This window comes from Amycolatopsis sp. WAC 04169, assembly GCF_003947535.1.
GTDB classification, from domain to species: Bacteria; Actinomycetota; Actinomycetes; order Mycobacteriales; family Pseudonocardiaceae; genus Amycolatopsis; species Amycolatopsis keratiniphila.
The window spans coordinates 24,251-36,573 of record NZ_QHJI01000004.1 but is presented as its reverse complement, the minus strand read 5'-3'; the positions used below and the strand labels follow the sequence as shown (position 1 = coordinate 36,573).

Genomic DNA, 12,323 nt, shown 5'->3' with positions numbered 1-12,323 from the left:
GGGTTTTCTCCTTATGCGAAAAAGACGGAATTGACTTGGGGGAGCGCCAGTTTCCCGGCGACGGCCCCCGGAAGCCCGGTGCCGGGATCGCGCGGCAGCCAGCTGAGCGTGCCGGACTTGTCGCTCGAGACGTAGAACCAGCGCTCGGTCGGGTCGAGGGTGAAGTGGCGCGGGTACACCCCGCCGACGGGCGCGTTGTTCAGCAGCTTCAAGGACTTCCCGTCCTCGCCGACGCCGAACGACGCGATCGTGTCGGAGCCGCGCACGGAGGCGTACACGAACTTCCCGTCCTTGGACGTGGTGATCTCACCGGGGTACTGCGCGCCGGGCGTGCCCGCCGGAACGGCCGGGACGACCTGCCCGGCGGTCAGTTTCCCGGTGGCCGGGTTCCACGCCGCGACGGTGACCTCGGCACGCAGCTCGCCAAGGATGTACGCGTACTTGCCGTTCGGGTGGAACGCCAGATGCCGCGGACCGGCGCCGGACGGGAGCTTCAGCTGCTGGTTCAGCTTGAGCTTCCCGGTGGAGACGTCGAGTTTGTAGACGTAGACCGAATCCGCGCCGAGGTCGACCGCGAGCACCCACTTGCCGGTGGGGTCGTTGACGACCTGGTGTGCGTGCGCGTCCCGCTCGGCGCCCTTGTGCTGCGCCAGATCGACGACGTCGCCGAGCTTCCCGCCCGCGAGGATCGGGAGGACGACGACGCTGCCGCTGCTGTAGTTCGCGGCCAGCACGTACTTCTGGCTCGAGTGGACGCTCAGATGGGTCGGGTGCTTCCCCTTGGCCGACTTCTTGTTGAGCAGCTTGGGTTTGGCCGGGTCGGCCAGGTTGAACGCGGAGATCTGGCCGTTCTCGTCCTCATTGGTCACGTAGAGCGTCTTGCGGTCGGCGCTGATGTCGAACCAGGAAGCGTTGCTCACTCCCGGAATCGTCCGGTCGACGACCACGGCGTTCGTGGCCGCGTCCCGGTGAGCGACATCGAGCCCGTGCCCGGAACTGGTGTAGCTGCTGACGTAAATGGCTCCGGTTCCCTTCGGTCCGCAGTGTTGTTCGGAAGCGTTCGCGAGGTGGGAACCGAGAACGGTGGTGAGTCCAGCCGCTCCGACGGCGCCGAGGAACGTGCGTCGATCGAGTCCGGTCATCGTGATCTCTCCCAGCTGTCGGGTGGTTTAAACCACTGCCATGAGCAATGCTGCCACGCCGAAACCGGAAACGGAAAGGACGGTTTCCAATACGGTCCAGGTTTTCAGGGTCTCCGGCACGGTCATGTTGAAGTACCGCGAGATGATCCAGAAACCGCCGTCGTTCACGTGGGAGGCGATGATCGAGCCCGCCGAAATCGCGACGACCAGCAGCGCGAGCTGCATTTGCGAGTAGCCCAGCGTCGCCACCGTCGGTGCGACGATGCCGCTCGTGGTCACGATCGCGACCGTCGCCGAGCCCTGCGCGATGCGCATACCGCAACTGATGACGTAGGCGGCCAGGATGACCGGGAGACCGGCGTTGTCCAGCGATCCCGCGACGGCCTTGCCGATCCCGGTGGCGGACAGCACGGCACCGAAGAACGCGCCCGCGCCGACCACCAGCAGGATCATCGCGACCGGGCGCAGCGACTTCGCCGAAAGCTCGCTCAAATCCTTGCCCGTCAGGCCGCGGCGCAGCCCCAGCAGCCAGGACGCGAGCAGCACCGAGACCGTCAGCGCGACCGCCGGGGTACCGATGAACGCGGCGACACCCGCGGCCGCGGAGGCCTTGGGAAGCCAGATGCTGCCGAAGGTACCGGCGAGGATGAGCACCAGCGGGACCGCGATGATCCCCAGCACCAGTCCGAGCGACGGCGGATTCGTCTCCTTTTCGCCTTCTTCCTCCGCGACCAGGAATTCCGCGGGCACCCGTACGTCGACACGCTTGCCGATCCAGGTCGAATACAGCACGCCGCCGACGAGGAACGCGGGGATACCGCAGACCAGACCCATCAGGATGATCCAGCCGAGTTCCACGTGCAGCAGACCGGCCGCGGCCACCGGGCCGGGGTGCGGCGGGAGGAACGCGTGGGTGATGGAAAGCCCGGCCAGCAACGGCAGCGCGTACAGCACGAGCGAACGGCCGCCCTGTTTGGCGGCGACGTAGACCAGCGGCGCCAGCACGAAGATGCCGATGTCGAAGAAAACCGGGATGCCGAAGACGAAGCCCGCGAGGCCCATCGCCAGCGGGGCCCGCTTCTCGCCGATGGCGCGCAGCAGCGCGCTGGTGAGCACCTTCGCCCCGCCCGAACGCTCCAAAATGGACCCGAGGATCGTGCCCAGACCGATGATCGCGGCGATATGGCCGAGGATCCCGCCGAAACCCTTTTCCAGCAGGGAGTCCGACGCCTTCTGCGCGGAGCCGACGATCTGGACCACCGGCAGGCCCGCGGCCAGCGCGGTCAGGAGGCCGACCACGATCAGCGCGATGAAGGGCTCGAGTTTGACCTTGATGATGAGGAACAACAACACCGCGATCGAGACGGCGGCGAGGGTCAGGAGACCTCCCGTCGTGTGTTGGAGCCAGTCGATCATCGGGCACTCCCGGGGTTCCGCAGTGAATGGCCGGCGAGGGCGCCGGTCGGTTGACCATCGTCGATGGCGGCGACACCGTTGACGAAGACATAGGGGATTCCGGCGGCTTGCTGCCGCGGTTCGTCGAACGTGGCGGTGTCGGCGACGGTTTCCGGGTCGAACAGCACGAGGTCCGCCGCGTATCCGGCGCGGACGAGACCCCGGTCGGTCAGCCGCAGGCGCTGTGCCGCGCGGCCGGTGAGGTGGGCGACGCATTCGGCGAGTTCGAGGACGCCGAGTTCGCGGACGTAACGTGCGAGGTAACGCGGGAACGTGCCCCAGGCGCGGGGATGCGGCCGCGCGCCGACGAGCAGCCCGTCGCTGCCGCCGGTATGCGTGCGGTGGCGCATGATCGCCTGGACGTTCTCCTCGTGCCCGACGTGCATCAGGCAGGACGTCCCGAGTTTTTCCGAGAGCAGGACGTCGAAGTACAGCTCCGCGGCCGGCTTTCCGGCCCGCTGCGCCGAAGCGGCGACGGAATGCCCGACGAGATGGGCGTTCTCGTCGCGGCGGACGCCGTTGATCTCGATGGCCTCCCAGTCGATCGGCACCCCGTGGGCGCCGTCGGAACCGGTCTCCTCGATCTCGGCGCGGATCCGCTCGCGAGTGTCCACATCGGACAGCCGGGCCAGTGTGGCGTCGAGCCCGCCTTCGGTGGCCCAGCTCGGGAGCAGCGCCGAAAGGTAGGTGGCGCCGGGAAGGTAGGGATAGGTGTCGAGCGTGATGTCGCAGCCGTCGTCGAGTGCCTGGTCGAGCAGCTCCAGCAGGTTCGACGCCTTGCCCTTGTTCACCGAGAAGTTCATCGTGGCGTGCGCGAGGTGCAGCGGGCAGCCGGAGCGACGGGAGACGTCGACCATCTCGCCGAACGCCTCCAGCGCGCCCTTGCCGTAGCTGCGGTGGTGCGGGCTGTAGAAGCCGCCGTTCTCGCCGACGACCCGGCACAGCTCGACCAGCTCTTCGGTGGTCGCGTACATGCCCGGCGTGTAGGTGAGCCCGGACGACATCCCCATCGCGCCCTCGGCCAGCCCGGTCGCGATGAGTTCCTTCATCGCGTTCATCTCGGCTTCGGTGGCGGGCCGGTCTTCCCAGCCCACGGTGAGCATGCGGACGGTGCCCTGCGGCACCAGGTAGGCCGCGTTGACCGCGACCCCCGCGTCGAGCCGGTCGAGGTACTCGCCGACGGAACGCCAGTTCCAGTCGAAACCGGCCGGATCGTCGTTCCAGCCGGCGAGTTGCTGGCGGAGCGCGGCGAGGACCTCGTCGTTCACCGGAGCGTAGGAGAGCCCGTCCTGTCCGAGGACCTCGGTCGTGACGCCCTGGGAGAGCTTCGCGAGGTGGTCCGGATTGGCGAGGAGCTGGAGGTCGGAATGCGAATGCATGTCGATGAACCCGGGCGCGAGCACGAGTCCTTCGGCGTCGATGGTGCGGCGGCCCGCGAGCGAGCCGGGTTCGGCGACACTGGTGATACGGCCGTCGGAGATGCCCACGTCGTGCCTGGTGAGCGGATCTCCGGTGCCGTCGGCGACCAGTGCCGAGCGGACGACGATGTCCATGGTGATTCTTCCTCTGCGGCGGTGGAGGACGGATCAGAAGTGGGTGCGGACGAAATCGAGCACGGTCTCGCCGTCGGGGCCGACGACCGGGATCAGGGGCCACTTGTCGAAGACGGTGCAGGGATGGGACAGACCGAGGGCGATCCAGTCCCCGACCTCGACCGGTGACGACGCGGGCAGGGTGAGAAAGGCGTGCTGGTCGTTCATCTTCTGGATGGAGTGACCTTCGAGCGCGGACGGTGGCCCGTCGCCCTTGCGGATGAGGCGCGGCTCGGGCATGCCCTCGTCGAACGAGGCGTCCCGTTTGCCGATGGTGAGCAGTGCGAGTTCGTCCGTCGGCTTCGACGTCACCTGTGCCCAGGCGCGCAACGCGGAACGGAACGACGCGACGCCGCCGATACGCGGGTGTTCGCCCAGCGGCGAGATCACCCGGTAGAAGCCGTCGTCGTGGGTCACGTAGGCGCCGCTGCGCAGGATCGGCAGGACGTCCAGGCCACCCCAGTCCTTGGTGAGCTCGTCGGCGACGCGGTCGAAGTACGCGCTGCCGCCGCCGGTGACGATGATCTGACCGGCGTCGTCGAGCAGGCCCTTGGCGTGGAAGGCGAAGACGAGTTCGCGCAGACCGTCCACATAGGAGCTGATCAGCTGGAGCGACTTTTCGTCCGTGTGGTGGGAAAGCGCGCCTTCGTAGCCGCCGGATCCCCGCAGGCGCAGAGCCGGGCTCGCGTGCGCGGCCTCGGCGACGGCGAGCGCGGTCTCGGTGTCGCGGACACCGGTGCGGCCGCCCTCGGCGCCGAGTTCGACGAGGACGTCGACCTTGCGGCGGGCCCCGCGCAGGGCTTCGGTCATCAGCTCGACACCGCGGACCGAGTCGACCCAGCAGACGAACTCGAAGTCGTCGTCGGCGTCCAGTTCGGCGGCCAGCCACTTCAGGCCGGACGGGTCGAGCAACTGGTTGGCCAGCAGGATGCGGGAAACGCCGAACGCGCGGTATATCCGCAGGTGGCCGGCATTCGCGCAGGTGATACCCCACGAGCCGTGCTTCAGCTGCCGCTCGAACAGCTGCGGCGCCATCGTCGTCTTGCCGTGCGGGGCCAGCGCGACCCCGCGCTCGGCGCACCAGGCCGCCATCGTGCGGAGGTTGTGCTCGACGGCCTCCTCGTCGAGGACGACGAACGGGCCGAGGAAGCCGTCTTCGAACAGCTTCGCGCCTCGGGCGGCGGCCTCGCCGATCGTGAGACCGGACAGCGAGGGCGCGACCGAGCGGAAGCGCCAGTCGACGCGCTCCTCCCGGACGGCCGCGACCGCGGCGGAATCGATGGTGCCGGCTTGGAACATGAGGTTCACCTCGGTTGCGTATGTTGCAACGGACGTTGCGCATATTGCGTGGGATAGGTGTAGCATCCGGTCCGCTGGAGGTCAACGGCGTGACGACTAGGAGACGTGAAGGTGACAAGCGCGCCCGACGTTTTGTGCATCGGGGAGTCGATGGCCTTGTTCGTGCCGGCCGAACCCGGGCCGCCCGACGAGGTACGTAAGTGGGTGCGAAGCATCGGAGGGGCCGAATCGAACGTCGCCTGTCATCTCCCGGCGCTGGGGTTCACCAGTGCGTGGGTGAGCGCCGTCGGCGACGATCCGTTCGGCCGGGCGCTGGTGCGGGAGATCGGTGAGACCGGGGTGGACGTCAGCGCGGTCGTGGTCGACCCGACGCGTCCGACCGGGCTGTACGTCAAGGAGAGCGGCGCGGACGGCAGCCCGGTGCGCTACTACCGCAAGGGCTCGGCGGCGTCCGGAATGGACGCCGGACTACTGGGGAAGCTCGCGCTCGACGGGGTTCGCGTCATCCACCTGTCCGGGATCACGCCCGCGCTGTCGGACGGGTGCCTCGACCTGGTGCGGGCGCTGATGGAACGACCGCGTGGCGACACGCTGGTGTCGTTCGACGTGAACTTCCGGCCGGCGCTGTGGACCGAGCGGGATCCGTCGGTGCTGGCCGGGCTGGCCGCCCGCTCCGACATCGTGCTGGCGGGCGAGGACGAGGCCGAACGGGTGTGGGGGACCGGTGACCCGGAACGGCTGCGCGCCGCCGTGCCGGGGCCGAAGACGCTGGTCGTCAAGCACGGCGCGCGCGGGGTGACCTTGGTCGAGGGCGACGGGGCACCGCTGTTCTCGCCCGCGCTCCAGGTCGACGTCGTGGAACCGGTCGGCGCCGGCGACGCCTTCGCGGCCGGATTCCTCGCCGCGACCCTGCGCGGCGACGACCCCGCGACCCGGCTGCGACGTGGTCATCTGCAGGCCGCGGCCACCCTGCTGACCCACGACGACGTGGGCACGCCGTTGCCCGGATCCGTCATCGACGCGCTCCTCGGCGCGGATGAGGCAGCATGGGCGGCGGCCAAGCTGACGGAAAAGGGAGTGGTGGGCGGATGAGCCAGAGCCTGGACAGGGCGCTCACGCTGCTGGGCGGGCTCGCCCGCGAGCCGAAGACGCTCGACCAGCTCGCCGAGGAGATCGGCGTGCACAAGTCGACCGTGCTGCGCCTGCTGCGCACCCTGGAGGCACACCACTTCGTGCGCCGGGAAGGGCAGCGGTACTACCGGCTGGGCAGCGCGCTCTTCGACCTCGCGCAGCAGGCACTGGAGGATCGCGACGTCCGCCGCACCGCGCAATCCGCGCTCGCCGGGCTCAACGCGCGCACCGGGCACACCGTGCACCTCGCGTCCTATGAGGACGGCGAGGTCGTCTACATCGACAAGTTCGAGGGCAGGCATTCGGTGCGGATGTACTCCCGCATCGGGAAACGCGCGCCGCTGCACTGCACCGCCGTCGGCAAGGTGCTGGTCGCGGCGATGACGCCGGAGAAGCAGGCGGACGTGGTGTCGAGGATCGACTTCTTCGTCCGCACGCCGAACACGATCACCACGCCCGAGGCCTACGAGAAGGAGCTCGCGCTCGTCGCCGACCGTGGCTACGCGGTGGACAACGCCGAGCACGAGGACTTCATCCACTGCGTCGCCGCGCCCGTTCGCGGGCCGGGAGGCGTGGTGCTCGCGGCCGCGTCGGTGTCGGTGCCGAAGGTGCTGCTCGACTACGACGGCCTGATGGCGCTCGTGCCGGAACTGATCGCCGCCACCGAAGAAGCTTCCGTCCACAGTGGATGGACGGGGAACCGAAAGGGGAAGTTGGAATGAGCAAGACCGCGATCAGCACGGAGAACGCGCCGAAGCCGGTGGCCGCGTTCTCGCAGGCGGTCCGCAAGGGCAACATCCTGCAGGTGGCCGGCCAGGTCGCCTTCGACCCGGCCACCGGCGCCATCGTCGGCGAGACCGTCGGCGAGCAGACCGAGCAGACCTTCAAGAACATCGAAGCGGTGCTCGAGGCCGCCGGTTCGAGCCTGGCCGACGCGCTGATGGTGCGTGTCTACCTGACCGACGTCGACCACTTCGGCGCGTTCAACGAGGTCTACAACAAGCTGATCGGCGAGGCGCCGCACCCGGCCCGGACCACCGTGTACGTCGGCCTGCCCGCCGGGCTGCTGGTGGAGATCGACGTCCTGGCCGTGACGGACTGACCCTCGCGCGTGCGATGAAAGGTCCTTTCCTTGCGAAATTTGCGAGGAAAGGACCTTTCCTTGCATTGGTCAGAGGACGCTCGTGTACCCGTTGAGGGCGGGCTGCCCACCCAGGTGCGCGAAGAGCACGTTCGAGTCCCGCGAGATCTCGCCGCGGGAAACGAGGTCGATCAGCCCCGCCATCGACTTGCCCTCGTACACCGGATCGGTGAGCACTCCCTCCAGTCGCGCCAGCGTCCGGATCGCGTCCAGAGTGGACTCGTCCGGGATGCCGTAGATCCCGGCGTGATAGCGCTCGTCCAGTTCGACCTCGCCGATCCCGCCCGCGCCGATCAGGTCCGCGGTCGCCCGCGCGATGCGGGTGATCTGGTCACGCGTCTCAGCCGGTTTCGCCGACCCGTCGATGCCGAGGATCCGCCGTGGCTTCCCGGAAAGCGCGGCCCCGGCGACCATCCCCGCCTGCGTGCTGCCGGTGACCGAGCAGACGACCACCGTGTCGAAGAAGACGCCGAGCTCGGCCTCCTGCGCTTCGAGCTCGACCATCCAGTTCGCGAAACCGAGCCCGCCGAGGCGGTGGTCCGAGCCGCCGGCCGGGATCGCGTACGGCTTCCCGCCGTCGGCCTCGATCTCCTTGACCGCGTTCTCCCAGCTCTCCTTGAAGCCGACGCCGAATCCGGCCTCGACCATCCGGATGTCCGCCCCGAGGATGCGCGAGAGCTGGATGTTGCCGACCTTGTCGTACATCGGGTCGTTCCAGTCGACCCAGCTCTCCTGCACCAGCACGGCCTTGAGCCCGGCCCGCGCGGCGGCCGCGGCGACCTGGCGGGTGTGGTTCGACTGCACGCCGCCGATCGAGATCAGCGTGTCCGCGCCCTGGGCCAGCGCGTCGGCGACCAGGTACTCGAGCTTCCGGGTCTTGTTGCCGCCGAACGCGATCCCGGAGTTGACGTCTTCGCGTTTCGCCCAGACCTTCGCGCCGCCGAGATGGGCGGTGAGCCGTTCGAGCGGGTGGACGGGGGAGGGGCCGAGCAACAGCGGGTAGCGGGGGAAATCGGCGAGGGTCATGGCGTCTCCAGGAGGTCTTCGAGCTCGGTCCAGATGGTGGCGGTGATCGCGCAGGCCGCGTCGACGTCGCCCACTTCGATGGCGTCGGCCAGCTCCGCGTGGCGCTGGACCGACCGGTGGGCGGGCAGGGAGCCGAAGCGGGCGTATTCGAGACGTCGCAACAGCGGGGTGTAGCGGGCCAGCGTCGCGGCGATCGCCCGGTTGCGCGCGGCGGCCACCGGGATGTCGTGGAGTTCGTCGTCGGCGGCGATCGCGGCCGCGATGTCCCCGGCGGCGATCGCGTCGGCGAACCGGGCGTTGGCCGCCCGCATCGCGGCGACCTCCGCCGGTCCCATCCTCGGCGCGCCCGCCCGGACGGCGAACTCGTGCAGCGTCCGCACGAGCTGCAAGGCGTCGCGGACGTCGTCGGGGACGAACCCCGCCACCCGCGTGTAGCTCTGTGGCTTCGACTCGACCAGGCCGTCCTCGATGAGGCGCAGCAGGGCCTGGCGCACCGGCGCGCGGGAAAGGCCAAGCTGCTCGGCGAGGTCGCCGTCGCGCAGGTTCGTGCCCGGCGGCAGCGTCCCGTCGATGATCGCCCGCCGGATGTTCTCGTAGGCCTCGTCCCTGAGGAGGGACCGTGGCACCTTCGCTAACCCACTCACATCTGAAATGTTAGTTCGCGGTGCGTCGGTTCGGTAGCCCGGATGTCAGGAAAGGGTCGTTCAGGACGAAAAATGTCCTGAACGACCCTTTCCTGACACTTGACGGACGGCGGGGGCTAGTAGACCGGCCCCGTGTACTTCTCGCCCGGACCCTGCCCGGGCGCGTCCGGCACGGCCGAAGCCTCGCGGAACGCCTTCTGCAGCGACTGCAGGCCGTCGCGCAACGGGCCGGCGTGCAGGCCGAGGTACTCTGCCGAAGCGGTGACCAGCCCGGCGAGGGCGGTGATCAGGCGACGGGCCTCGTCGAGGTCGCGGTGCGGTGAGCTGGCCGGGTCCTCGTCCGCGAGGCCGAGGCGTTCGGCGCCGGCGGAGAGCAGCATGACGGCCGCCCTGCTGATCACCTCGACGCTCGGGATGTCCTCCAGGTCGCGGACGTCCGGGGAATACGGGGGTTGCTGAACGGGTTCATCTGACACGTCTGGTACCCTTCCACGAGCGACCAGCCCCCGAGCGATCGGGGGCGGCAAGTGGAGCCCCGCTCCCACCCGTGTCACCGCCGCAACACCAGGTGTCCGGGTCCGGTCTCGCCGAAGACGATTTCGGGCGTCGGAGGCGGTGCGTTCGGTTCTGGAGACTGAACGCGATCGGAATGAGTGGGCCTCGCGTACCTCACGGTACCGGGGCCTTCGGCATGTGGGCACCAGGTCGAAACGGTAGAAGAATTTACCTCGGACCAAGGAGGCCCCATCAGCTCCGAGACACGCATCAACGACCGAATCCGGGTTCCGGAGGTCCGCCTCGTCGGGCCTGCCGGTGAACAGGTCGGCATCGTCCGGATCGAAGATGCGCTGCGGCTGGCACAGGAGAACGATCTCGATCTGGTCGAGGTCGCTCCGCAGGCACGCCCGCCCGTATGCAAGCTCATGGACTTCGGCAAGTTCAAGTACGAGAGCGCGCAGAAGGCCCGCGAGTCCCGCCGCAACCAGCAGCTCACCGTCATCAAAGAGCAGAAGCTGCGGCCGAAGATCGATCAGCACGACTACGAGACCAAGAAGGGTCACGTGTCGCGCTTCCTGGCGGCAGGCAACAAGGTCAAGGTCACGATCATGTTCCGCGGTCGCGAGCAGTCCCGGCCGGAACTCGGTTTCCGGCTGCTGCAGAAGCTCGCCGACGAGGTGACCGAGCTCGGGTTCGTCGAGTCGTCGCCGAAGCAGGACGGTCGCAACATGATCATGGTGTTGGCTCCGCACAAGAACGTGAAGCCGCAGAAGGCCGCGAAGGCAGCCAAGGACGAGTCGTCCGAGCCGCCCGCCGACGCGTAGCGCCGACCAGCACATGTCAGCGGCACACCGGGGAACACCGGTGTGCCGCCGCGCGAAAGAGGACAACGTAATGCCGAAGATGAAGACGCACAGCGGGACGTCCAAGCGTGTCCGCGTCACGGGCTCGGGCAAGCTGCGCCGCCAGAAGGCCGGCCGTCGCCACCTGATGGAGAAGAAGTCCAACAGGCTCACCCGTCGCCTCGAAGGCACGACCGAGATCGCCAAGAACGACGTCGGCCGCGTCAAGCGCCTTCTCGGCCGCTGACACCCCCGCACTTGTAAACCCCGGGCGCGCCCGCCGCGCCCCCAGATCGACAGGATGGACCAGTGGCACGCGTCAAGAGGGCGGTCAACGCCCAGAAGAAGCGTCGCGCGACTCTCGAGCTCGCCAGCGGCTACCGCGGCCAGCGTTCGCGGCTGTACCGCAAGGCGAAGGAGCAGACGCTTCACTCGCTGAACTACGCCTACCGGGACCGTCGTGCCCGCAAGGGTGACTTCCGCCAGCTGTGGATCACCCGCATCAACGCCGCGGCCCGCGCCAACGGCGTGACCTACAACCGGTTCATCCAGGGCCTCAAGGCCGCGGGTGTCGAGGTCGACCGCAAGATCCTCGCGGACCTCGCCGTCAACGACGCCGCCGCGTTCACCGCGCTGGCCGAGCTGGCCAAGGCGAACGTGAACACCGAAGAGAAGAAGTCGGCCTGACCGGCTACAGCGCTCTTCCGCAACCCGGGGCGGCTCCGTTCACCGAACGGACGCCCCGGGTTGTTGCTGCGCGCAAGCTCACCCGCCGGGCCGAGCGTGAGAAGACCGGCCGGTTCCTCGCCGAGGGCGCGAACGCCGTCGAGGCCGCGCTCGAAGACGGCGGCACGGTGTACGAGCTGTTCGTGACCGAACGCGCCGCCGCGCAGCACGAGCGGCTGCTCACCATCGCGCGCGAGGCGGGCGTCCCCGTCTCGCCGATCACCGATCGCGCCGCCGACGGGTTGTCCGAGACCGTGACACCGCAAGGCATCGTCGCGGTCTGCGCGCTCGTCGACCGTCCACAGGAGACCGTCCTGAAGCCGGGCGCCAAGCTCGTCGTCGTCCTTGTCGACGTCGCCGACCCCGGCAACGCGGGCACCGTGATCCGGGTCGCGGACGCCGCCGGTGCCGACGCGGTCGTCGTCGCCGGCGACAGCGTCGACCCGCACAACGGCAAATGCGTCCGCGCGGCCGCCGGCAGCCTGTTCCACCCCGCCATCACCCGGATCCGGGACGTCGACGCGGCCTTGAAGGCCTGCTCCGCCGCCGGCCTCCGCACGCTCGGCGCGCACGGTTACGCCGACACCGAACTCGATCAGGTGACCTTCGACGAGCCGACCGCGTGGGTGTTCGGCAACGAGGCGCACGGCCTGCCGCGGGAGGTCCTGGGAACGGTCGACCTCGCGGTGAAGATCCCGATGTACGGCCGCGCCGAGAGCCTGAACCTCGCGACGGCCGCGGCCGTCTGCGTGTACACAAATGCGATGGCTTCCCGGGCCGCGGCCACGTAGAGTCCCGGTCATCACGCCGTCGCACCACGACACCAA

14 protein-coding genes are annotated in these 12,323 nt (G+C 68.9%); 7 read left to right on the top strand and 7 right to left on the bottom strand.

Annotation, left to right across the window (positions count from 1 at the left end; translation table 11 throughout):
- Positions 1 to 11 precede the first annotated feature (11 nt).
- The 4 genes from DMC61_RS09395 to DMC61_RS09380 are packed head-to-tail and all read right to left on the bottom strand — an operon-like array spanning position 12 to position 5,488.
- A complete protein-coding gene (locus DMC61_RS09395) occupies positions 12 to 1,142 on the bottom strand; it encodes a lactonase family protein (protein WP_125688502.1) in 1,131 nt (376 codons plus the stop codon).
- 27 nt (positions 1,143 to 1,169) lie between these two features.
- A complete protein-coding gene (locus DMC61_RS09390) occupies positions 1,170 to 2,558 on the bottom strand; it encodes a GntP family permease (RefSeq protein ID WP_016335406.1) in 1,389 nt (462 codons plus the stop codon).
- A complete protein-coding gene (locus DMC61_RS09385) occupies positions 2,555 to 4,150 on the bottom strand; it encodes an amidohydrolase family protein (RefSeq protein WP_125688500.1) in 1,596 nt (531 codons plus the stop codon). Before DMC61_RS09385 ends, DMC61_RS09390 begins: the two co-directional genes overlap by 4 nt.
- A 33-nt stretch (positions 4,151 to 4,183) precedes the next feature.
- Entirely contained in the window at positions 4,184 to 5,488 is a 1,305-nt protein-coding gene (locus DMC61_RS09380; RefSeq protein WP_125688498.1) for an amino acid deaminase, read from the bottom strand.
- A gap of 150 nt (positions 5,489 to 5,638) precedes the next feature.
- Here DMC61_RS09380 and DMC61_RS09375 point away from each other — a divergent pair, with 150 nt between their 5' ends.
- From DMC61_RS09375 to DMC61_RS09365, 3 genes are read left to right on the top strand one after another with little or no spacing between them, the layout of a single operon-like run.
- Complete coding sequence (locus DMC61_RS09375) at positions 5,639 to 6,580, top strand: sugar kinase (RefSeq protein ID WP_233594783.1); 942 nt, start codon at positions 5,639 to 5,641, stop codon at positions 6,578 to 6,580.
- Positions 6,577 to 7,341, top strand: coding sequence for an IclR family transcriptional regulator (locus DMC61_RS09370; RefSeq protein WP_072026456.1), 765 nt, complete (start codon positions 6,577 to 6,579; stop codon positions 7,339 to 7,341). Before DMC61_RS09375 ends, DMC61_RS09370 begins: the two co-directional genes overlap by 4 nt.
- Entirely contained in the window at positions 7,338 to 7,721 is a 384-nt protein-coding gene (locus DMC61_RS09365; RefSeq protein ID WP_007028047.1) for a RidA family protein, read from the top strand. The genes DMC61_RS09370 and DMC61_RS09365 overlap by 4 nt, the downstream gene beginning before the upstream one ends.
- A gap of 69 nt (positions 7,722 to 7,790) precedes the next feature.
- Here DMC61_RS09365 and DMC61_RS09360 read toward each other — a convergent pair whose 3' ends face one another.
- The 3 genes from DMC61_RS09360 to DMC61_RS09350 form a co-directional block, all read right to left on the bottom strand.
- Positions 7,791 to 8,786 (bottom strand): 1-aminocyclopropane-1-carboxylate deaminase, encoded by a 996-nt coding sequence (locus DMC61_RS09360; RefSeq protein ID WP_125688494.1) that lies wholly within the window; start codon positions 8,784 to 8,786, stop codon positions 7,791 to 7,793.
- On the bottom strand, positions 8,783 to 9,412 hold the full coding sequence (locus DMC61_RS09355; protein ID WP_199749946.1) for a GntR family transcriptional regulator: 630 nt from the start codon (positions 9,410 to 9,412) through the stop codon (positions 8,783 to 8,785). The genes DMC61_RS09360 and DMC61_RS09355 overlap by 4 nt, the downstream gene beginning before the upstream one ends.
- Positions 9,413 to 9,546: 134 nt before the next feature.
- Positions 9,547 to 9,906 (bottom strand): DUF1844 domain-containing protein, encoded by a 360-nt coding sequence (locus DMC61_RS09350; protein WP_005163289.1) that lies wholly within the window; start codon positions 9,904 to 9,906, stop codon positions 9,547 to 9,549.
- 270 nt (positions 9,907 to 10,176) lie between these two features.
- Between DMC61_RS09350 and infC the strand changes: the two genes are divergently transcribed.
- The 4 genes from infC to DMC61_RS09330 all read left to right on the top strand — a co-directional run bounded on the left by infC (position 10,177) and on the right by DMC61_RS09330 (position 12,287).
- Positions 10,177 to 10,752: a translation initiation factor IF-3 gene (infC, locus tag DMC61_RS09345; protein ID WP_051071860.1), complete on the top strand. Its 576-nt coding sequence runs from the start codon at positions 10,177 to 10,179 to the stop codon at positions 10,750 to 10,752.
- A gap of 70 nt (positions 10,753 to 10,822) precedes the next feature.
- Positions 10,823 to 11,017 (top strand): 50S ribosomal protein L35, encoded by a 195-nt coding sequence (gene rpmI, locus DMC61_RS09340; RefSeq protein ID WP_007028043.1) that lies wholly within the window; start codon positions 10,823 to 10,825, stop codon positions 11,015 to 11,017.
- Positions 11,018 to 11,079: 62 nt separating this feature from the next.
- Positions 11,080 to 11,457 carry a 50S ribosomal protein L20 gene (rplT, locus tag DMC61_RS09335; RefSeq protein WP_005163284.1) on the top strand — a complete coding sequence of 126 codons (378 nt, stop codon included), beginning with the start codon at positions 11,080 to 11,082 and terminating at the stop codon, positions 11,455 to 11,457.
- Entirely contained in the window at positions 11,454 to 12,287 is an 834-nt protein-coding gene (locus DMC61_RS09330) for an RNA methyltransferase (protein WP_125689386.1), read from the top strand. Before rplT ends, DMC61_RS09330 begins: the two co-directional genes overlap by 4 nt.
- Positions 12,288 to 12,323: the final 36 nt, after the last annotated feature.

Bases quoted from the DNA above. Each gene is read 5' to 3' on its own strand.
- DMC61_RS09395 (WP_125688502.1), bottom strand. From the start codon at position 1,142: ATGACCGGACTCGATCGACGCACGTTCCTCGGCGCCGTCGGAGCGGCT.
- DMC61_RS09390 (WP_016335406.1), bottom strand. From the start codon at position 2,558: ATGATCGACTGGCTCCAACACACGACGGGAGGTCTCCTGACCCTCGCC.
- DMC61_RS09385 (WP_125688500.1), bottom strand. From the start codon at position 4,150: ATGGACATCGTCGTCCGCTCGGCACTGGTCGCCGACGGCACCGGAGAT.
- DMC61_RS09380 (WP_125688498.1), bottom strand. From the start codon at position 5,488: ATGTTCCAAGCCGGCACCATCGATTCCGCCGCGGTCGCGGCCGTCCGG.
- DMC61_RS09375 (WP_233594783.1), top strand. From the start codon at position 5,639: ATGGCCTTGTTCGTGCCGGCCGAACCCGGGCCGCCCGACGAGGTACGT.
- DMC61_RS09370 (WP_072026456.1), top strand. From the start codon at position 6,577: ATGAGCCAGAGCCTGGACAGGGCGCTCACGCTGCTGGGCGGGCTCGCC.
- DMC61_RS09365 (WP_007028047.1), top strand. From the start codon at position 7,338: ATGAGCAAGACCGCGATCAGCACGGAGAACGCGCCGAAGCCGGTGGCC.
- DMC61_RS09360 (WP_125688494.1), bottom strand. From the start codon at position 8,786: ATGACCCTCGCCGATTTCCCCCGCTACCCGCTGTTGCTCGGCCCCTCC.
- rpmI (WP_007028043.1), top strand. From the start codon at position 10,823: ATGCCGAAGATGAAGACGCACAGCGGGACGTCCAAGCGTGTCCGCGTC.